At 40.9% G+C, this 20490-nt stretch carries 19 protein-coding genes; 9 read left to right on the top strand and 10 right to left on the bottom strand.

Annotated elements, in window-relative coordinates:
* The first annotated feature begins 88 nt into the window (after positions 1-88).
* The 4 genes from nrdR to R5R67_RS12365 are packed head-to-tail and all read left to right on the top strand — an operon-like array spanning position 89 to position 3639.
* Positions 89-547: a transcriptional regulator NrdR gene (gene nrdR, locus R5R67_RS12380; protein ID WP_000543541.1), complete on the top strand. Its 459-nt coding sequence runs from the start codon at positions 89-91 to the stop codon at positions 545-547.
* A 15-nt stretch (positions 548-562) separates the two neighbouring features.
* Positions 563-1648, top strand: coding sequence for a bifunctional diaminohydroxyphosphoribosylaminopyrimidine deaminase/5-amino-6-(5-phosphoribosylamino)uracil reductase RibD (gene ribD, locus R5R67_RS12375; RefSeq protein ID WP_135013340.1), 1086 nt, complete (start codon positions 563-565; stop codon positions 1646-1648).
* A complete protein-coding gene (locus R5R67_RS12370) occupies positions 1645-2937 on the top strand; it encodes a DNA adenine methylase (RefSeq protein WP_001083669.1) in 1293 nt (430 codons plus the stop codon). Before ribD ends, R5R67_RS12370 begins: the two co-directional genes overlap by 4 nt.
* A 42-nt stretch (positions 2938-2979) precedes the next feature.
* On the top strand, positions 2980-3639 hold the full coding sequence (locus tag R5R67_RS12365; RefSeq protein ID WP_000493866.1) for a riboflavin synthase: 660 nt from the start codon (positions 2980-2982) through the stop codon (positions 3637-3639).
* A gap of 59 nt (positions 3640-3698) precedes the next feature.
* Here the strand turns inward: R5R67_RS12365 and R5R67_RS12360 are convergent, their stop codons facing one another.
* The 4 genes from R5R67_RS12360 to R5R67_RS12345 form a co-directional block, all read right to left on the bottom strand.
* Positions 3699-3917: a hypothetical protein gene (locus R5R67_RS12360; protein ID WP_000354154.1), complete on the bottom strand. Its 219-nt coding sequence runs from the start codon at positions 3915-3917 to the stop codon at positions 3699-3701.
* A gap of 130 nt (positions 3918-4047) precedes the next feature.
* Positions 4048-4686, bottom strand: coding sequence for a hypothetical protein (locus R5R67_RS12355; protein ID WP_001985629.1), 639 nt, complete (start codon positions 4684-4686; stop codon positions 4048-4050).
* Positions 4687-4724: 38 nt separating this feature from the next.
* Positions 4725-5132 (bottom strand): DNA polymerase III subunit chi, encoded by a 408-nt coding sequence (locus tag R5R67_RS12350; RefSeq protein WP_001151592.1) that lies wholly within the window; start codon positions 5130-5132, stop codon positions 4725-4727.
* Positions 5125-6573: a leucyl aminopeptidase gene (locus R5R67_RS12345; RefSeq protein ID WP_000673449.1), complete on the bottom strand. Its 1449-nt coding sequence runs from the start codon at positions 6571-6573 to the stop codon at positions 5125-5127. Before R5R67_RS12345 ends, R5R67_RS12350 begins: the two co-directional genes overlap by 8 nt.
* 143 nt (positions 6574-6716) lie before the next feature.
* Here R5R67_RS12345 and lptF point away from each other — a divergent pair, with 143 nt between their 5' ends.
* The 4 genes from lptF to R5R67_RS12325 all read left to right on the top strand — a co-directional run bounded on the left by lptF (position 6717) and on the right by R5R67_RS12325 (position 11760).
* Positions 6717-7817, top strand: coding sequence for an LPS export ABC transporter permease LptF (lptF, locus tag R5R67_RS12340; RefSeq protein ID WP_000586912.1), 1101 nt, complete (start codon positions 6717-6719; stop codon positions 7815-7817).
* Entirely contained in the window at positions 7817-8887 is a 1071-nt protein-coding gene (gene lptG, locus R5R67_RS12335; RefSeq protein ID WP_000881094.1) for an LPS export ABC transporter permease LptG, read from the top strand. Before lptF ends, lptG begins: the two co-directional genes overlap by 1 nt.
* 125 nt (positions 8888-9012) lie before the next feature.
* Positions 9013-10560 carry a 2,3-bisphosphoglycerate-independent phosphoglycerate mutase gene (gene gpmI / locus R5R67_RS12330; RefSeq protein WP_000128750.1) on the top strand — a complete coding sequence of 516 codons (1548 nt, stop codon included), beginning with the start codon at positions 9013-9015 and terminating at the stop codon, positions 10558-10560.
* A gap of 15 nt (positions 10561-10575) precedes the next feature.
* Complete coding sequence (locus R5R67_RS12325; RefSeq protein ID WP_000939107.1) at positions 10576-11760, top strand: S41 family peptidase; 1185 nt, start codon at positions 10576-10578, stop codon at positions 11758-11760.
* Between the two features lie 3 nt (positions 11761-11763).
* Here R5R67_RS12325 and R5R67_RS12320 read toward each other — a convergent pair whose 3' ends face one another.
* From R5R67_RS12320 to R5R67_RS12310, 3 genes are read right to left on the bottom strand one after another with little or no spacing between them, the layout of a single operon-like run.
* Positions 11764-13185: a sigma-54-dependent transcriptional regulator gene (locus tag R5R67_RS12320; RefSeq protein ID WP_135013338.1), complete on the bottom strand. Its 1422-nt coding sequence runs from the start codon at positions 13183-13185 to the stop codon at positions 11764-11766.
* A gap of 23 nt (positions 13186-13208) precedes the next feature.
* Entirely contained in the window at positions 13209-14777 is a 1569-nt protein-coding gene (locus tag R5R67_RS12315) for a sensor histidine kinase (protein WP_202977410.1), read from the bottom strand.
* 10 nt (positions 14778-14787) lie between these two features.
* Positions 14788-15423: a response regulator gene (locus R5R67_RS12310; protein ID WP_000633799.1), complete on the bottom strand. Its 636-nt coding sequence runs from the start codon at positions 15421-15423 to the stop codon at positions 14788-14790.
* A 212-nt stretch (positions 15424-15635) separates the two neighbouring features.
* On the opposite strand from R5R67_RS12310, the gene pbpG reads away from it, so the two are divergent.
* A complete protein-coding gene (gene pbpG / locus R5R67_RS12305; protein ID WP_001984577.1) occupies positions 15636-16682 on the top strand; it encodes a D-alanyl-D-alanine endopeptidase PBP7/8 in 1047 nt (348 codons plus the stop codon).
* 105 nt (positions 16683-16787) lie between these two features.
* On the opposite strand, the gene thrC is transcribed toward pbpG, so the two are convergent.
* The 3 genes from thrC to R5R67_RS12290 form a co-directional block, all read right to left on the bottom strand.
* Positions 16788-17927, bottom strand: coding sequence for a threonine synthase (thrC, locus tag R5R67_RS12300; RefSeq protein WP_000063596.1), 1140 nt, complete (start codon positions 17925-17927; stop codon positions 16788-16790).
* A 55-nt stretch (positions 17928-17982) separates the two neighbouring features.
* Entirely contained in the window at positions 17983-19284 is a 1302-nt protein-coding gene (locus tag R5R67_RS12295) for a homoserine dehydrogenase (RefSeq protein WP_039254228.1), read from the bottom strand.
* A 244-nt stretch (positions 19285-19528) separates the two neighbouring features.
* Positions 19529-20344 (bottom strand): DsbC family protein, encoded by an 816-nt coding sequence (locus tag R5R67_RS12290; protein ID WP_000011163.1) that lies wholly within the window; start codon positions 20342-20344, stop codon positions 19529-19531.
* Between the last annotated feature and the right edge of the window lie 146 nt (positions 20345-20490).

Here is a 20490-nt window from a genome sequence, read left to right as displayed (position 1 = left end):
CTGTTTTTTTGTCTCATAGAATGCTGGTTCTGTAAGTGTAGAAATTTTGCTACACTAGGTCAAAGTAATTGACCCTATTAAGTCCGCTATGCATTGTCCATTTTGCAACGCCGCAGATAGTAAAGTCATCGATTCGCGTCTAGCCGCAGAAGGCTGTCAGATTCGTCGACGTCGTGAGTGTGTAAGTTGCGGTGAACGTTTTACCACTTTTGAAAGCTATGAAGTGGTGATGCCCCGTGTGATCAAATCGAATGGAAAAAATGAACCGTTCGATGAGGCGAAGCTACGTCGTTCGCTTATGCATGCTTTGCAAAAACGTCCAGTGACACAAGAGCAGATCGAGACGGTTCTCAGCGATATTCAGTTGCAAATTCGCCGTTTGGGTGAGCGTGATGTGAAATCCAGAACGATTGGTGAGATTGTCATGCAATCTTTATTTGCACTTGACCACGTTGCCTATGTTCGTTTTGCTTCGGTTTATCAAGACTTTCAGGATGTTGAAGCGTTTCGCCGCCAAATTGAGCAAATGCAACAACGTGAGCACTAATCATTTGAGATTTTTATGTCTGAGTTAAAACAAGATCAATACTGGATGCAGCAAGCCATTGAACTTGCCAAACGAGGACTCTATTCGACCAAGCCTAATCCAAATGTTGGTTGTGTCATCGTCAAAGATAATCAGGTGATTGGTGAAGGTTTTCACCCTAAAGCTGGTCAGCCACACGCTGAAGTTTTTGCCTTACGTGAGGCGGGTGAACAGGCACAAGGTGCAACTGCTTATGTGACGCTTGAGCCGTGTGCTCATTATGGACGAACCCCTCCTTGTGCCGAAGCATTGGTGAAAGCCCAAGTTAAAAAAGTGGTTGTGGCATGTCCCGACCCAAACCCGCTTGTTGCAGGTAAAGGTGTTCAGATATTAAAAAATGCCGGTATCGAAGTAGAAATCGGTATTTGTGAAGACTTAGCCGCTAAACTTAATCAAGGCTTTTTAAAAGCGATGTCTACGGGCATGCCATATGTACGTTTAAAAGTAGCCTCTAGTCTAGATGGACGTACTGCAATGGCATCTGGTGAGTCGAAGTGGATTACAGGTTCTGCTGCCCGTCAAGATGTCCAACATTGGCGTGCCATTTCAGGCGCCGTGATTACAGGTATTGAAACTGTAATTGCTGATGATTGCCAGCTTAATGTACGTTCACTCCATAATATTGATATCGAGACGGTTGCTCAGCCAAAACGAGTAATTCTAGATCGGAGAGGACGTTTACCGCTCACCGCTAAAATATTAGAAAATCCTGAAACTGTCATGGTGATGGGGCCATATCGTCAGGAACTTGCTGACTTAGGCGTGATACAATTAGAAATTCAACCTTTAAAAACGTTATTACAGACCTTATCTAAGCAATACCAAATTTATGATGTGCTGATCGAGGCTGGCGCGACATTATCAAGTGCCTTTTTGCAAGAAGGCTTGATTGATGAAATGATCAGTTATGTGGCTCCAACTTTATTGGGCCAAAGTGCAAGAGCCATGTTCAATGCAGATTTCGAATATATGGCACAGCAACTTCGTTTTAAACTTCTTGATGTAACACAACTTGATCAAGATATACGCTTAAGGTTAATCCCTACGCAAGAGAAAGTATGAATTCAGAGCCTTCGGTATACCACAAACGTCGTCATGCAGCCCGCACGACAGACGAATATCTTTTCCATCAGCTTGTCCCGTATTTGGGCAACAAGCGCCGATTGCTCCACTTGATTTTAGAAGCTCTGGAAATCACAGGGACGCTGAATAGCAAGAAAAAGAACCCCCCGATTTTTGCCGACTTTTTTGCAGGCAGTGGGGTGGTTTCTCGTTTAGCACGTCAAAATGGATACCGTGTCATTGCCAATGATTGGGAACCTTATAGTCATGCTTTAAATCATGCAATTTTAGCGTGTGTCGATGCACCTGCTTTTAAAGAGTTGGGTGGCTATCAGAAAGCGATTGATTATTTAAACCGCTTACCCGAGGTTAAAGGCTGGGTAACACACAATCTTTGCCCTCGTAATGATGATGTCTATGATCCATCCCGTGACCGTTTATTCTTTAAACGTCGCAATGGTATGCGCATCGATGCGATTCGCCAGCAAATTGCCACATGGCAAGCGCAAGGTGCAATTAATGATGTAGAAATGAGTGCCTTGCTTGCGCCATTACTCTATTCGGCAAGTTTTGTGAGTAATACTAGTGGTGTATTTAAAAGCTTCCACCAAGGGTGGGGCGGACGTACACAAACAGCGTTAGAGCGGATTGAATCATTACTTTGGTTAACACCGAGCCGTTTCTGTGAGATTGGCGATCGTAAACGCCCTGCTGCTGAAATGTGGTGTGTAGATGCTCAGCATCTAGCAAATCAAATGAGCGGTTTTGAAGTAGATGTAGCCTATCTTGACCCACCTTATAATCAGCATGCTTACAGTAGTAACTATCACGTTTTAAATGCATTGACGTTATGGGATCAAGTCGACCTACCGCCACCAGACACTAAGGGTTATAAGAGTGGTATTGACCGTGCATGGCGTAAAGAGCGTCCAAGTCCATACAACTCTTCTAAACATGCAAAAGATGCGTATGAAAAATTACTTTCAACCATCAATGCACGTTATATTCTGACCAGTTATTCGACCGATGGTAACATTGAGCCGAAAGATTTACTGATGGCCAATCTGGAACGTGGAAAAGTGACTTTACTTACTCAAGATGTTCCACGTTATCGCGTAAGTAAACAACGTCAGTCAGAGCGTGCACGTGTGCTTGAGTTTATTGTGATTACAGATACTCATGCCAAACCAGGACCACCGTTACGTCAATTGTTAGGCCAGCTTTACCACTTCGCCGAGCTAGGTGGTGTAGATACTTCAGGTAACAGTACGCAGCTCGCACTTTGGTAAGCGCTGCAATTTAAGCAGTGTAAAAGATTTGGAGATTGAGCCATGTTTACAGGCATTATTGAAAGTTTAGGTAAAGTAGAAAGCCTGCAAAGTGTAGGTGGCGATGTGCGTTTACGTATTCAAACCGATTTGGATATGTCTGATGTACATTTGGGTGACTCAATTGCAACTAACGGGATTTGCCTCACAGTGATTGAGTGGGGTGATAACTGGTATGCGGCTGATGTATCTCGTGAAAGTTTAAACCGCACGACTTTGGGTAACTGGAAAGTTGGTCAACGTGTCAATGTGGAAAAAGCCATGTTACCGACTACCCGCTTTGGTGGACACATTGTAAGTGGTCACGTTGATGGTGTAGGTGAAATTACCCTAGTACGTGAAGATGCTCGCTCAATTTATTTTGAAGTGACTGCGCCTGTAGAACTTGCTAAATATCTGGCAGAGAAGGGTTCAGTAACTGTAGATGGTATTAGCTTAACGATTAATCATTTACGCGGTAATATTTTAAGTTTAAACCTCATCCCACACACAGCAGAGCGTACTAATATTGGAACGTGGCAAGTGGGTAGCAAGGTCAACCTTGAAGTTGATGTTTTAGCACGTTATATCGAGCGTTTATTACTAGGTGATAAAGCTGCTGAACAGAAAACCGAATCAAATATTAGTATGGCTTTCTTAGCTGAAAATGGTTTTTTAAAATAAACTTTTAAATTGCCAAAATAAAAAAACCGGACATACGTTCCGGTTTTTTATTTTAAAAATTAATGCTTGGTGAGAGTAACTGAGTGTGTACCGACCCAAGGTTTATTATGCTGAGTGCGTGTAATTGAAAATTCGCCTTTTTCCGATGCTCGTGTGAGTAAGATTGAAAGCGAATTAAAGTCGTTATGACTCATATAAAGTTCTTGTGCTGAGAAGGTCCATTGCTCGCCTTGATTAAGTTGCTCAATTTGCGTTGAAATCTGATGCGGAATGTCCATTTCTTACCCTCATTAATTTTCATAAATAATCATGACTTATTCTTATAATTGCTTGAACCATAAGAATATTATGCATGACCATTTTGTGACAATTAAATGTCATTTTTATGACAGGAAGAATATTAAAACTTTACTTTTCTATTTTTTCATCAGAAAAGTTAGAATTCTTTAAAATATATTCAATTTCTTCTTGAGCCGCAGCATGCAGTTTGGCACGGAAAACTGTTACTGCCTGTTCAATTAAGCTTTCAGCTTCAAGTTCTAGGCGAACGCGTACACTTTCAAGCTCAGATAAGATCTGATCGTCAGTAATGCTAAGTTTTGCACCAGAAGAATAGTCAATTGCTGGCGTTTCAGGGTTTTTCTGATAACGTGCAGTTTGTTCAGCAACTTCTTGTTCTAAATGACTGCGTAAAGCCTGCAAAGCTTCCGTTTGTTCACTAAATTTACGAACTTCGTCAGCTTGTAATTCAGCAGCATAAGCTGCTTCCTTTGCGCGCTTATCTGCAAGAGCTTTTTCTAAAGCAAGCTGGCGACGAATTCGTGCTTGCTCGATTAACTCTGCCTTTAAGTCAGCATATGCCTTTTCAATATTTTGTTGTGATTCTAATTGCGCTTTTTCGTCATTTAAAACCCATAGTTGAATAGGGGTCTGAGGCTCTAATAAATCACAAATACGAGCCAAATCCTGTTGATAAGCATGACGGACAGCTTCAGGCGCATTTAACCATCTTTTTTTAAAATCTTGCCCGACATTTAATGCCACCACAGTTCTCCTTTGCTCAACAGTATTTACATTTTAGCGCGTTATAATTTAAAGGTTCGAGGTTCTATACCTAAACGACGATACATTTTAAATTTTTCTCGGCCAATTTGCTTGGCTGCTTCATTATTTTCAACAATTTCTATAATGTGGCTAAAATGATTCACTTGTTCAAGTGCATGATTGTTAAAATTAAATACCAGCCAACCTTGTTCAGAAGGTTGTTTAGCCGAAATACATACTGCTGCATCTACCTGATCAACGCCATGAGCAATAAAGCTGGTCGGATCAAAGCTCCACAATTTTTCATCAAGTGTTTGTTGTAACTGCACATCTGGGCAATACCACCAGATTTGTGAATGCTTCAGTAAAATTTTTCGACATAAACGGCAAGCACTATCGACTTGCCGTTCTTCACTGGTTTCAAACAGATAAAAGCTAACTTTAGCCATTCGTACTTACACGGTTAGCCAAGAATTGCATAAGTAGCGGTACTGGACGACCAGTTGCGCCTTTTGCTGAGCCTGATAACCATGCTGTTCCGGCAACATCTAAGTGAGCCCAGCGATAGTCACGAGTAAAACGCTCAAGGAAGCAGGCTGCTGTAATTGCGCCGCCGTGTGGTCCACCAATGTTAGCGATGTCTGCAAAAGGAGAGTCCAATAGTTCTTGATAATCATCAATCACTGGCATGCGCCATACACGGTCAAATGACTGCTCACCAGCTTGTTGGAGTTCAGCTGCCAAAGTATCGTCCGGAGAGAATAAACCACTCAGTACTTTACCTAACGCAACTACGCAAGCACCAGTTAATGTTGCGATATCAATCACAACTGCCGGATTGAAACGTTTGATATACGTTAAGGTGTCGCAAAGGACCAAACGGCCTTCAGCGTCAGTGTTTAAAATTTCAACGGTCTGACCACTCATGGTTGTTACAATGTCGCCTGGGCGAGTTGCTTTACCTGAAGGCATATTTTCCGCAGCTGCAATCGCACCCACAACATGGATTGGAAGACGTGCCTCACATAAAGCACGGATTGTGCCGAGTACAGAAGCTGCACCACACATATCAAACTTCATTTCATCCATGCCAAGCCCTGGTTTTAAAGAAATACCGCCTGTATCAAAGGTTACGCCTTTACCGACAAGTACGACAGGAGCTTGTTCAAGTTGTGCTTGGTATTCAAGAGTCACAATACGGCCCGGACGCTCGGACCCTTTGCTGACTGCAAGAAATGCATACATGCCTAAATCAGCCATTTGTTGCTCATTTAAGACAGTGACTTTAAGTAAGTCTGGGAATTCTGCAGCTAAAGCTAATGCCTGTTCTGCCAGATATTCAGGGAAACAGATGTTACCTGGTCGGTTTCCTAAGTCACGAGCATAAGACTGACCAGATTGTACGGCATGTACTAAAGCGAGTTGATTTTCATCAAGGCTGGTTTGTGAGCTAATTAAATCAACTTGTTGTAACACAAATTCATTTTTTTTCGATTTAAACTCATCATAACCATAAGCTGCTTGAGTTAAGCTTAATGCAAATAAATAATGGTATTCGACAGGTAACGCAGCAATATCAATTGCGATATGCTTAAATTTATTTTGTGCCGACTTGATAATGGTTTGCGCCAATTTTGCTAACTTAGCTGCTTGAAGTTCAGCTGCTTTTCCTAAACCAAGTAATTGGCTATGGGGCTGAGTGCTAAGTTGACCAAATAATGGCAACGTTTCATTGAAGTTGGCTTTAAATTGAGTTGCTGTAAGAATACTTTCTAGATTATTGATTTGATATGTATTGAGATTGCTTTGTAGCTGTTCTGAATCAACTAAAATCCACAAAGATTCATTAGATGTTTGTTCAGGAAAAGTTGTATAAGTTGTAAATTTCATGGCTGCCGTGATTGCCTATAGAAAGTTATGTTGGATTAAAACATTGAAACACTTTCAAGCATAGCGTTGCAATGTGCGGTTTTATATTTTTAACATTCGGGTAAACTAGCGTTCGTCCCGATTAGCCTTTTGGAAGTATTAATTTGATTATTCGGCGTTATCTCGTCAAGCAAGTTGTCTCTACCTCATTGGTGGTCATTGCATTATTGACCTTAATCATGATGGGTGGTCGTCTGATCAAATACTTTGGTGTGGCGGCACAGGGGCGGCTAGATGCCAGTATCTTGTTTAGCATCATTGGATATCGTTTACCTGAATTTCTAACCCTCATTTTACCACTTGGGTTTTTTATTGGTTTAATGTTGGTGTTTGGTCGTTTATATGTTGACCATGAAATGGCCGTATTGAATGGTAGTGGGGTAAGTCGTCATCAGTTAGCGCGCTTACTTATTCCAATGACACTGGTTTATATGGTGTGTCAGTCCGTACTTATGCTTTGGATGACGCCGTGGGGACTTCGTGAATTCGAAAAATTAACTACAACCCAAGCAGTGCGTACAGGGTTTGACTTGGTGCGACCAAGAGAGTTTATTTCTTCTGGACCTTATACGATTTATGCAGGTTCATTGTCGGAAGATCGAAAAAACCTTAAAGATATTTTCTTTTATCAGCGTGCAGCCAAAGAAGGCAAGCCAGATGTCATGATTTTGGCAAAAGAGGCGACTCGTGTAGAAGTTGCAAATGACACCGCCAATGTCGTTGATCTCGTTCAAGGTCGTCGCTATGAAATATTCCCGGGACAACCAAAATATACACAAGCAGAGTTCCAGTCTTATCGTCTACGTTTAGAAAATGACAAAGATGTTAAGTTTGAGAGTGGCGATGTAGAAGCACTTTCCACATCAAAACTATTTTCTAAAGCAAATGATCCGGTCGTAAGAAGTGAGTTGGGCTGGCGCTTATTTGGTCCGTTTACCATTATTATTGCCTTGATGCTATCTGTGGCATTGTCGGAAGTAAGCCCGCGACAAGGTCGTTATTATCGTCTTATTCCATCTATCTTTATTTTCGCGAGTTTGATCGTACTCATGATTGCAATTAAAACTCGTATAAGTAAAGGAGAACTGGATATTTGGGCTTATCCAGTGGCTTTATTGGTTTATGCAATCGCAGCTGCCTTATTTTCACGTAAGCAGAAATTAGGGCCGAAAATCAAGAAACAGATTAAGCGAGTGAAATTATAATGTTAGCACGTCGAATAGTCGCCAAATATGTGACGAAAACCACTGCGCTCGCAATGTTTGGTACCACCATTGTTTTGTCTGTTTTGCAAATCCTGTTTACTTATCTGGGTGAATTAGGTGAGCTAAAACCTGACTATAATGCATGGCAAGCTTTTATCTATGTGTTATGGGGTGCCCCTCGCTATCTATATGAAATTTTACCTATCTCGGCCTTAATTGGCGCTGTGATTGGGTTAGGCGCTTTAGCATCCAATAGTGAGCTGATCGTGATGCGTTCGGTCGGGATTAGCTTATGGCGTATTGTAGGTTGGGTTATGCGCTCAGCTTTGCTACTTATTGTTTTATCTTTTGCTCTAAGTGAGTGGGTTGTTCCCTATACAAATGAGAAAGCGCAAAGTGTCAAAAGCCATCGATCAGTTGCTGCTTTAGGTGAAGTGAAAGGCTATTGGTCACGAGAAGGGCAACGTTTTATTTATATTGATTATGCGAACTCACAAGGAAATTTAAGAGATATCCAGGTCGTAGACTTTAACAAAGACTACCATTTACAGTCTTTAATTAATGCAGAGCAAGGAAAGTTTATCCAGGATGGTCAATGGACTTTACAAAAAGCCAGCCAGATGGACATTCTTACAGATGGTAATTCGATACTAAATAATCATGATCAGCAGTCTTTAGGTTTGGCTCTACAGCCTAAATATGTACACATGGTGACTTTAGACCCTGAGGACTTGTCTCCAAGTCAGCTGATTAGTTTTATGCGCTATATGGACGAATATAGCCAAGTACCGAAAACTTACCAATTAGCTTTTTGGCAAAAAGTCGCTTCTCCATTTTCACTCATTACTCTTGTATTAGTGGCTTGTTCTTTTATTTTTGGTCCACTACGTCAACAGTCGATGGGTTTCCGTTTGGTGATCGCACTCTTCATTGGTTTAGGCTTTTATTATTTACAAGACTTCTTGGGCTACGCAAGTTTGGTATACGCGCCTTCACCAGCTTGGTTTGTACTCATGCCTATTATTTTAATGTTTGGTGCCGGAAGTTATTTGCTTTATCGGGCCCGTTAAATTGAAAGTATATGAATGGCTTTCTCAATGAGGAGCATTGGGGAAAGCCATAGGAAAAAATAGAGTCTTCACCGAAAATTCGGTAAGATATTGCGATGAAATTGTAGACAAAAGAGAAATTGATTATGACGGATGCAACTGCTGGCAAGATCCCTCACGTTCTGGTCATTATGGATGGTGTTGGACACCGTGAAGCGATTGAAGATAATGCTTTTCTTGCAGCAAAAACCCCGAATTTAACTGCAATGAAAGCAAAGCATCCAAATAGTCTCATTTCTGGTTCTGGTGAAGATGTTGGTTTACCTGATGGACAAATGGGTAACTCTGAAGTTGGTCACATGAACCTTGGCGCTGGCCGAGTGTTATACCAAGACTTCACACGTATTACTAAAGATATTCGTACTGGTGCTTTTTTTGAGCACGAAGTATTGGTTGATGCCGTAGAAAAAGCAAAAGTAGCGGGTGGCGCAGTTCATATTATGGGCCTACTCTCTGAAGGCGGTGTTCACTCACATGAAGATCATATTGTGGCGATGTGTGAGCTTGCATTAAAACGCGGTGCAAAAGTTTACTTACACGCGTTCCTTGATGGCCGTGATACACCTCCACGCAGTGCTCAGCCGTCTTTAGAAAAATTAGATGCATTATTTGCTCAATATGAAGGCAAGGGCCGTATTGCAACCATGATTGGTCGCTATTTTGCAATGGATCGTGATAACCGTTGGGATCGTGTTGAGCAGGCTTACCGTTTATTAACGGAAGGTGAAGCTGTTCGTACTGCAACTACTGCGGTTGAAGGCTTAGAGCTTGCATATGCTGCAAATGAAAATGATGAGTTTGTAAAAGCAACCCGTATTGGTGAGATCGCTAAAGTTCAAGATGGCGATAGCGTTGTATTTATGAATTTCCGTGCTGACCGTGCCCGTGAAATTACGCGTGCGTTTGTTGAAAAAGATTTCGCAGGTTTTGAGCGTAAAGTTGTACCGAACCTTTCTAAATTTGTCATGTTGACGCGTTATCAGGCAAGTATTGATGCACCTGTGGCATATATGCCTGAAGAGTTAAAGAACTCGCTTGGTGAATATTTATCTTCTTTAGGTAAAACACAATTACGTATTGCTGAAACTGAGAAATATGCCCATGTGACTTTCTTCTTTAGTGGTGGTCGTGAAGACGAATATCCAGGTGAGAAGCGAATTCTAATTCCATCGCCAAACGTTGCGACATATGACTTAAAGCCTGAAATGAGTGCTTATGAAGTAACTGATGAGCTAGTCAAAGCAATTAACTCGGGTGAGTACGACTTACTTGTTGTGAACTATGCCAATGGTGATATGGTCGGTCATACAGGCGTATTTGATGCTGCAGTTAAGGCTGTTGAAGCAGTTGATACATGTTTAGGTCGTGTATACGAAGCTGTAATGGCGAAAAAAGGCCATATGCTTATTACGGCTGACCACGGTAATGTTGAACAAATGCAAGATTATGAAAGTGGTCAGGTTCATACTCAGCATACAACAGAGCTTGTTCCTTTTATTTATGTGGGTCCAACCCAAGCAACGATTGCAGAAGGTGGCGTGCTTGCTGATGTTGCACCGACCATTCTGAACTTAATGCAGATTCCTGTGCCTGCTGAAATGCAAGGCCGTAATCTCATTACATTGTCTGCTTAAGCGATAGGTGACTAAATGCTGCAACACAATATATATAAAGCTTTTTTTGTTAGCGTATTGATGTGTTGCAGCCAGCTTGCTCTTGCAGCCCCTGTTGTAAAAGAAAAATTATCGCCTCTGCATGCTGATGCCCCAGAATCAGAAGAAAGTTATGCAGAAGTGCCTATTGAGTCTATTCAACAGTTTGTACAAATATATGGAATCGTCCGTGATAACTATGTCGATGAAAAATCGGACGATGCTTTATTTTTACAGGCAATTAAAGGTTTAGTCAGTGGTCTAGACCGTTACTCCCGCTATTTGTCAGCTGAAGAATACCGTCAACTCATTCAATATACTGAAGGGGATCTTGCTTCAGTTGATTTTGTACTAAGCCCCGAATCACATGTTCATAAATGGATGATTCGTGACCTTAAGACGGGTTCTGACTCATATAAACTAGGCTTAAGAAATGGCCAAACTATTTTAAAGATTGATAATCAGGAACTTAAAAATCTGACACATGATCAGGTGCTAGGTTTGCTTTATGGATCGATAGGCTCGACGCTTCAAGTACAAACAGAAGAGTCAAATAGTCCAATTAGTTTAGTCCGTAATAAAAAGATTGAAACCGATATTGAGCCTGTGATGTTGCACAATCAGGTGTTGGTATTAAAAATTAGAGTATTTCAACAAGATACCGCCAATGAGATTAAGCGTTTAATTGAAGAAAATAGTTCTTCGCGTTTAAAAGCGGTGTTAATTGATTTAAGAAATAACCCAGGCGGCTTGTTATCTGCTGCTGTTGAGTCAGCCGATTTATTTTTAAATCATGGCATTATTGTCTCTACAAAAAGTCGTTCAGAAGGCAATCAGCAATTTCAGGCTTTACCGGGTAACGATTTTCAAAATATAAAAGTTGGTATTTTAATCAATCACAGATCTGCCTCGGCAGCAGAAGTTTTTACTGCTGCAATGAAAGAGCATCAACGTGCTTGGGTCATGGGTGAAAAAAGTTATGGTAAGGGTGTTGTGCAAAAGCTTTTCCCTCTACCAAGTGGGGCAGCGCTACAAATGACAGTCTCACATTACTACACACCAAATGGTAATATGATTGAGGGGCAAGGTATTCAGCCTAACCAGACTTATCCCTTACCTCCAGAAATGAAAGAGGAAGTTTATCTAGATCGTGTTGCCGATCTCCTTCTAAAAAGAAAATAAATTTTATACTTCCTGTTCTGTCTCCGTATCTAAGCCAAATTTTTTCAGACGATAGCGTAAAGAGCGGAAAGTCATTCCTAATTTTTTAGCTGCTAAGGTACGATTCCAATGAGTCATATTGAGTGCATTGAGTAAAATATCTTTTTCAATATTTTCTAAATAACGTTCTAAGCCTTCACTTGGTAATTTTTTTACGACTTGAGGAGCTGCCACAGTGGTTTGTATGCTTTGAGCAGCGGAAGCAAAAGGATTAGAAATATTCGCTCTTAGTGGAGCAGGATGTAAATGAGATATATCTATGGTGGCATCTTCACTTAAGGTAATTGCGCGCTCAATCATATTTCTTAATTCACGAACATTACCCGGAAAGTGTTGCTGTAGCAGATAAGTTTCGGCCGCTTCTGTTAATTGTTTAGGTGGCGTTTCCCACTCCATACAAATTTTCTGAATAAAGTGATTGGCAAGCAAAAGGACATCTTCGCCACGTTCACGTAGAGGTGACAATATGAGGTCCATAACGTGAATACGGAAGAATAAATCTTGACGGAATTTACCTTGTCTAACCAATAAATCTAAATCTTGATGACTTGCACTAATTACACGGAAATCAACATCGATTTCCTGATCTGAACCGACAGGTCGGATCTTTTTTTCCTGTACTGCGCGGAGCAGTTTGACCTGCATACTTAAAGGTAATTCGGCAATTTCATCTAAAAATAAACTGCCACCGTGTGCCGATAAAATTAGACCTTGCTTATCTTGAGTTGCTCCGGTAAAGCTCCCTTTTTTATGCCCAAAAAGCTCACTTTCCATGAGTTCGGTGGGAATGGCACCGCAGTTAATTGCAATAAAAGGGCCTTCACTACGGTTACTCAGCCGATGAACCAAATTGGCAACTACTTCTTTACCTGTTCCAGACTCACCGGTAACAAATACAGGTGCTTGTGAGCGCGCAATTTTTTTAATTGCAATACGTAGCTGCTGGATGGGTAGAGAACGGCCGATTAATAATTTATTTTCTAACGCATTCTCGGTAGCATCATGCTCTACTTTTTGCCGATTCAAGGCTTTTTGTAATAATTGATCTAGATGTACTTGGTTGACTGGTTTGCTTACAAAATCAAAAGCGCCTGCTTTTAATGCTGCAATTGCAATATCCATATTGCCGTAGGCAGTTAAAACGGCAATGGGAGTATTAGTATAATTTTGAGAGACATGTTTAACTAAATCTATCCCGCTCCCATCGGGTAGGTTTAAGTCGGTTAAACACGCATCGTAATGAAACTGAGTGAAGAGTTGTTTGGCCTGTTCAACCCGATAAGCAAGATGTGTTTTAATCCCCATTCGTGCAAGTGTCATTTGCATTAAAAGGCACAAATCTTCTTCATCGTCTACAAGCAAAACCAGTGGTTGCTGTTCTGCCATTTCCCCAAAAACCTAATAAAAAATCAATATATTATTGGGCATTCTATTCTGAAGCATGCCCCTTGTTTTTGCTCTACATAGGTGAGCCTTGCATGGTTCGCCTCACAAAAACTATGAGACAAATATAATCCTAAACCAGTTCCATTAATTTCGGTACTAAAAAATGGTTTAAATAATTGAGATATATCACGTTTTGAAACACCTTCACCGTAATCGATCACATCAATATAAATTTTATTTGTCTGTGAATGGATGTTGACCGTAATGTACGGCGAGTCGGGGGCATTATGCCGTAAAGCATTTCTCACCAGATTGATCATGACTTGTCTTAATTGTTTTTCATCAAATAAAAATTTTAGAGAACTATCCGAAATTTTAAGTTGAATTGAATGTTTAACGTCAAATAAATCTTCTTCGAGCAATGTATCTATGAAGTGTTTTACATCGATCTGGATAGGATGTGTTCTTTCACTACGAGCAAGTCCTAAAGTATCTTGAACAATACTATCAATGCGTTTGGTTTGTTTGCCAATCATATGACGCAAAGTATTTTGTTGTTCTGGATTGCTATCTTTCAGTAACTCATTTGCTTGTACGATTGCAGCGAGAGGATTGCGGATCTCATGTGCAATACTTGCTGAGAGTTGCCCTAGCGCAGCAAGCTTAAGCTGTTGTGCTTGCTGATTAATTTGTTGGGCATCTTGTAAAATGAGCAGGGTTAGCGTTTGTTGTGGGACCAAAAGGTGTTGCACTTTAATGTTGATGGAGTACGCCGATAGCCGAGACTCAAAAATGAATCGGTCACCTTCTTTTAAGTCGCCAAACTTTAAAATTTCAAATAAATCGGTATGCCACTTTGCTAAAGGATATTTTTCATTAGCAAATTGAGGGGGAATACCCAAGAGTGAACAGGCCGCAGGATTACTGACAACGATGTCGTAATTCTCATCCAAAACTAAATAGCCTTCTTCAATTTGTTCTAAGATATAACGGTTAATATTTGGGAGTTGATAAAGTTCAATTGACTGGTGAAAGGTGAGTGCTTCAAGTAATTTAAAGCGCTGCACTGCAATTTGGCCAATTCCGTGAACCACAAAAAATAAGAAAGCTAAGAGAGCGCTATTACCAATAGTATTTAGATTGTTATAGTCAAATAAACTACCTACAAATCGTTGGTAAATAACAGCAATAACCGCAAGCAATGTAATCAGCAAAGACATTCTTGCGCTGAGCAAAATCGCCGAGGTAAAGATGGCAATTACATAGAGTAAGCTGAGTTGTAAATTTGGTTCACCCACAGAAAAAGTCAGTAAACTCAAACAAATAATATCAACAATAAAAAATAAAATAAGCTGTCGTGTGGCTTGAGTGGCAATAAATTTAAAGCATAACAGCTGAACAAGACTTAAGAGCGAATAGCCGAGTAGTGTGTAGGAATATAAGGCAGGTTGCTGCAAACTGTTATCAGTTTGCGCATCGGTTAAAACTAAAATAATATTCAGGCTAACCGCAATAATAAGACGGTATAAGCCGTACCAAGTGCCCAAACGAAAAATCGTATGGGACAAGGATGAATTTAAGGGAAATTGCATGTAAATTTGGTTATGGTTTGATCAAACCGTAACGAATCGCAAGATGTGTTAGTTTTACATCGCTATCAATTCCTAACTTTTCAAAAATACGATAACGGTAAGTATTTACAGTTTTCACACTTACAAAAAGTTTATCGGCAATTTCTTGGGCGCTAATACAGTTGACGACCATCATTGCAACTTGCATTTCCCGTTCCGATAACGAATCAAAAGGGGATTGTTGAGTGTCGGATAAATATGAGCTCGCGAGTTGTTCGGCAATATCTGCACTAAAATATTTACCGCCTTGCATGACCTTATTAATTGCACGAACCATTTCGGCAATTGGCGCGCCTTTAGTGATATAGCCTTTTGCACCGGCTTTTAATAATAAAGATGGGTAAGGCTCTTCGGCAAGGCCGCTTACAGCAATGACTTTCGTCTCTGGAGCCGTCTGTAATAAACGACGGGTTGTTTCTACACCACCGATGCCCGGCATGTTGACATCCAGCAGCACGACTTGCGGATGTTGTTGGCGAACGATAGCAATTGCTTCTTCGCCCGATTCGGCTTGTCCAATTACCTCAACATCGGCATGATCTTCTAACATACGGCAAATACCCGTACGTACCAGTTCATGGTCATCGACAACTAAAACTGTAATCAAGAAGACCTCCTTTCTTTCAAAAAACAAGTTTTTTGTTACATAAAGCAAAATAAGCTTGCAATGGAATGACAAAATTAGCAATCCTATTCTTCTATAGTGAGCGAATAGTTGTGCACAATTGTGTCGGTAAAAGCTTTATACCTTATATCTCAAATGTAAGGCATAATGATAGTAAGCGCAAATGTGTGTCACCCTGAGTCGAGTATTGTGCCGTGAAAAATTCTAAAAAGTCTTTAATGCATGTGCTAAGCATGTCTATTTTGCTTAGTTTGAGTTCAACAAGCTTTGCAGAACTCGTCAATAACCCGTCTTCAGGGAGTACTGGTACTGCAAGTTTAAATTGGTCTGCAGCGGATGCTAGTCAACTTTTAAATGATGAAGATGATGAACCGACTCCGCAAGGTTCAACTTCTGTAACCACAACATTGCGTGGCAGTAATGCGCCAAGAGTTATTACTTCTGCCCCTAAAGTTGCTCCAATCCGTGATACTGTGGGTTATAACGCCCAGCCAAGTGTCAGTGCACGTGCTGCACTTGTAATGGATGCACAAACAGGTGAGGTACTTTATAGTAAAAATACCAACGCATCAGTGCCGATCGCTTCTATTACCAAATTGATGACAGCAGTTGTAACGGCAGATGCCCGTTTAAACATGTCTGAAGAAATTACACTTGAGCAAATTGATTTTGCTGGGGCTGGCGGGAAAAACTCAAGCTCAACACTTCGTGTTGGCGATAAAATGAACCGCGCAGAAGTTCTTCTGTTTGCTCTGATGAAGTCAGAAAATCCGGCAGCAGCAGCTCTAGCGCGTACTTATCCGGGTGGCCGTGCTGCATTCGTGGCGGCAATGAATGCTAAAGCGCGTGCTTTAGGTATGAATGCAACTCATTATTATGAGTCAACTGGTTTAGATCCGCGTAATGTATCTTCTGCACGTGATTTGGGAATTTTGGCGAGTACAGCATCTCAATATGGTTTGATTCGTCAGTTCTCAACCACACCGACCTATGACTTTAATTTAGGTTATCGTGTTCTTAAATCAAATAATACAAATGCTTTAGTCCGTAATGGTGGTTGGAATATCAACTTATCTAAGACTGGTTATATTAATGAAGCAGGCCGTTGTGTAGTTATGCATACTACTGTGAACTCACGTCCAGCAGTGATTGTATTATTGGGTGAGCCAAGTACTCAGGCACGTAATAACGATGCAACTAACTTGCTCGGTTGGTTAAGTAATTTGCCAAAACGTATTTAATTTAATTATTTTTAAAAACGCTTCTTTAGAAGCGTTTTTTTATGCCATTTAAAAAGCATAAAAAACGGCTGTATTAAACAGCCGCTTTTTATAAAAACTCAGATTTTACATATTAGATAAAATCGAATCTTTTACTTGGTCCATTGTTGCATCAATTGACAACATCACTGCATCAGCACATTGTTTAATTGCTGTATCAGGGTCTTTCAAGCCATTACCCGTTACTGTACATACAATGACAGAACCTTCAGCAATCTTACCGGCTTTAATGTCACGGATCGCACCGCCAATAGAAGCAGCAGATGCCGGCTCAACAAATACACCTTCATACATAGAAAGTAAGCGTTGAGCTTCTAAAATTTCGCTGTCTTGAAGTTCATCGAACCAACCTTTAGAGTCACGTACTACAGCTTTTGCATGGTTCCAGCTTTGTGGGTTACCAATACGAATCGCAGTTGCAACTGTTTCCGGTTTTTCTACTGGAGCACCACGTAAGAAAGGAGCTGCGCCAGAAGCTTGATAACCTACCATTGTTGGTAAGCCTTCTGGTTTTGGACCAGTGAATTGATCAGTCGCAGCGTCATAAACAACTTGTTCAAATTGGCCAGCAGGTTGGTTAGCTACTGCTTCGGTATAACCCATCCAGTGAGCTGTAATGTTACCTGCGTTACCAACTGGTAAGCAGTGGTAATCAGGTGCACGGCCTAAAGCTTCAACGATTTCATAAGCAATAGTTTTTTGACCTTGCAAACGGTAAGGGTTGATTGAGTTTACAATCGTTACAGGTGCTTGATCAGCCACTTCTTTTACAAGACGCATACCATCATCGAAGTTACCACGGATTTGCATAGTGATCGCGCCATACATCATGGCTTGCGCCATTTTACCCATCGCAATTTTGCCTTCTGGAATCAAAACAAACGCTTTGATACCTGCACGTGCAGCATAGGCAGCAGCAGCAGCAGAAGTGTTACCTGTAGATGCACAGATAATTGCTTTAGAGCCTTCTTCAACTGCTTTGGTTACAGCCATGGTCATACCACGGTCTTTAAATGAACCAGTCGGGTTTAAGCCCTCGTATTTCACATAAATTTCAACGTCTTTGCCAATAATACGTGGAATATTCTCAAGTTTAATGAGAGGGGTGTTGCCTTCACCCAAAGAGATAGCACGAGTAGTTGCCGAAACTGGCAAACGGTCACGATAACGATCTACAAGACCAGTATAACGATTGGCATTAGACATGATGGTGTTCCAATTATGAGGTGAAGCGGGAGAGGGAATCTTTCCCTCAACCTGATTAACTATCGAGCGATTCTAAACGAATTCTTACGATTTCGCCACGAATTGCAGGTAATGCTTGAATTTGCGCAAGAGCGTCATCCATTTTGGATTCAACGATTGGATCAGTCAAAATCACAATTGGAATGAGGTCTTTTAAGCGAGATTGTTGCATGATGGCATCAATACTGATTCCGGCACGGCTTAAGATGGTCGTCACATCTGCAAGTACACCAGTCTGATCTTCAGCATTTAAGCGGATGTAATAACCTGTGGTCATTTCTTCACGGCTTAAAATTGGCATATTTGTTAATGCTTCAAAAGCCAGTTGAGGAATTGTGCCTGCACCATCTTCTGTATAAGAAATATCACGAACGATATCAATTACATCAGCAACAACTGCAGAAGCTGTTGGGCCAGCACCAGCACCAGCACCGTAATAAAGTGTTGGACCTACTGCATTGGCTTGAACTAAAACAGCATTTTTAACGCCGTTTACGTTCGCAATAAGCTGCTCATCTGGAATAAGTGTCGGGTGAACACGTAGCTCAATACCCTTTTCAGCACGGCGGGCAATGCCTAGATGTTTAATACGGAAACCCAGCTCCTCAGCATACTTCACATCTTGTGCAGTAATTTTGCTGATACCTTCGGTATAGACTTTATCGAACTGCAAAGGAATACCAAACGCACAAGACGCTAAAATTGTAAGCTTGTGTGCAGCATCAATACCTTCAACGTCAAAAGTTGGGTCCGCTTCTGCATAACCGAGTTCTTGAGCTTCTTTTAATACATCATCAAATGCGCGGCCTTTTTCACGCATTTCAGTCAAAATAAAGTTACCTGTGCCATTAATAATGCCTGCAAGCCATTCGATATGGTTTGCCGCAAGGCCTTCACGAATCACTTTAATAATTGGAATACCGCCAGCAACAGCTGCTTCATAAGCAATTTGTACAGCATTATCTTCTGCTGCTTTAAATAGTTCATTACCATGTTCAGCGAGTAATGCTTTGTTTGCAGTCACGACTTGTTTGCCGTGTTTGATCGCTTCCATGATAACTTCATAAGCAGGGTGGATCCCACCCATAACTTCTACAACCACATCCACATCGGGTTGACGAACGATGTCAAGTAAATCGGCGCTTTGTTTAATCCCTTCCAATTCAAGATCTGGACGAGGACGACGTGTTCCAACGTGGGTAATTTGAATTTCTCGACCGGTGCGACGTTTAATTTCAGCGGCATTTTCTTGTAGTAGTTTAAGGGCTCCTCCACCTACGGTACCTAGACCGAGTATTGCCAGGCGAACTGGTTTCACGTCACACTCCATATCATCATTGAATCATTTAATTGAAGCTAGATCATAGCTAAAAAAAACGCCAGACTCTAGCGCTTTTAGCGCCTGTTCAGTGATTTAGAGTGCGATGTTTGGAAAAGAAGAGTAGATCACTCTTTAAACACTGGTATGAGAAGAAGTATTTATTGAAAAAACAAAGCGCTGCAATAAGATCAGCGCTTTATTTGTAAGATGGATGATGAATTGTTCATCAACTTGGAGAGGGTTATTTATCCAATCGTTTAATCAATTCATCCGGTGTTAAGTAGCCACCCAAGTACTCACCATCAACATTATAAATAGCTGGTGTACCATTTACGCCCATGTTTAGACCAAGTTGGTATTGTTCACGAACAGGGTTTTTACATTGAGCAGGTGGAATACTAATGCCCTGTACAGCTTGGTCAAATGCAGCTTTACGGTCTGCACTACACCAAACCGCTTCCATAGTTGGCATAAACTGTTCGCCGCGTGGCCATGCAATGTAACGAACCTCAATACCTTTCTCATTAATCTCAGCTAAATGCTCATGTAATTTATGGCAGTAAGGACAGCTTGCATCGGTAAACACATAAATCACATGTTTAGCTTTACCGCCTTTAGCTGGATAAACAATTAAGTCTTCATTTTTTAAAGCAGCAAGATGCTTTTTGTTTTCTGAGGCTTGAAGGCTATCGCCGATATTATGAAGTTCTTTACCGCCTAAACGGATGACATCACCTTGAATCAGGTATTTACCATCACTTGTTGTATAAACCGATGTCATTCCTTCAAGGTTAACCCAATATAAATTAGGAACTTCGGTAGGCTTAATATCTAAAATTTTGACGTTGATATTTGCATTCTTAAATTGTTTTTGCAAAGTTTCAATTAAACGCTGTTTAGCATTGCGTTCAATAATGGTTGAAGCTTCCCCTGTAGCAGGCGCGGTCGCTGTGAGCGCATCTTCTTTTTGTGGTTTGTTTTCTTTAGAACAAGCACTGAACAACAGGCTAGAAGCCAAAGCACAGGCAAGAAAAATTTGAGATCGGGTAAAGGACATAGATAACCCTTATTTCATCAGTATTTATAGTCAGAAGCTGCTAAGCATAACAAAAAATCTAGTGTGTATTGTTAAAACTTTCTTAACCTTTGTGAACGAAATCAAGTGATTGTTTGGGGCATTCCAAAATATTCTTTTAAAAAATT

The sequence above is a fragment of the Acinetobacter sp. OYA S30 genome, assembly GCF_033599315.1.
GTDB classification, from domain to species: Bacteria; Pseudomonadota; Gammaproteobacteria; order Pseudomonadales; family Moraxellaceae; genus Acinetobacter; species Acinetobacter baumannii.
This window is presented reverse-complemented; position numbering and strand designations above follow the sequence as displayed.

Bases quoted from the DNA above. Each gene is read 5' to 3' on its own strand.
- nrdR (WP_000543541.1), top strand. From the start codon at position 89: ATGCATTGTCCATTTTGCAACGCCGCAGATAGTAAAGTCATCGATTCG.
- R5R67_RS12370 (WP_001083669.1), top strand. From the start codon at position 1,645: ATGAATTCAGAGCCTTCGGTATACCACAAACGTCGTCATGCAGCCCGC.
- R5R67_RS12290 (WP_000011163.1), bottom strand. From the start codon at position 20,344: ATGTCCTTTACCCGATCTCAAATTTTTCTTGCCTGTGCTTTGGCTTCT.
- lptG (WP_000881094.1), top strand. From the start codon at position 7,817: ATGTTAGCACGTCGAATAGTCGCCAAATATGTGACGAAAACCACTGCG.
- R5R67_RS12360 (WP_000354154.1), bottom strand. From the start codon at position 3,917: ATGGACATTCCGCATCAGATTTCAACGCAAATTGAGCAACTTAATCAA.
- R5R67_RS12365 (WP_000493866.1), top strand. From the start codon at position 2,980: ATGTTTACAGGCATTATTGAAAGTTTAGGTAAAGTAGAAAGCCTGCAA.
- R5R67_RS12320 (WP_135013338.1), bottom strand. From the start codon at position 13,185: ATGGCAGAACAGCAACCACTGGTTTTGCTTGTAGACGATGAAGAAGAT.
- thrC (WP_000063596.1), bottom strand. From the start codon at position 17,927: ATGTCTAATGCCAATCGTTATACTGGTCTTGTAGATCGTTATCGTGAC.
- ribD (WP_135013340.1), top strand. From the start codon at position 563: ATGTCTGAGTTAAAACAAGATCAATACTGGATGCAGCAAGCCATTGAA.
- R5R67_RS12350 (WP_001151592.1), bottom strand. From the start codon at position 5,132: ATGGCTAAAGTTAGCTTTTATCTGTTTGAAACCAGTGAAGAACGGCAA.
- R5R67_RS12345 (WP_000673449.1), bottom strand. From the start codon at position 6,573: ATGAAATTTACAACTTATACAACTTTTCCTGAACAAACATCTAATGAA.
- gpmI (WP_000128750.1), top strand. From the start codon at position 9,013: ATGACGGATGCAACTGCTGGCAAGATCCCTCACGTTCTGGTCATTATG.
- R5R67_RS12325 (WP_000939107.1), top strand. From the start codon at position 10,576: ATGCTGCAACACAATATATATAAAGCTTTTTTTGTTAGCGTATTGATG.
- R5R67_RS12315 (WP_202977410.1), bottom strand. From the start codon at position 14,777: ATGCAATTTCCCTTAAATTCATCCTTGTCCCATACGATTTTTCGTTTG.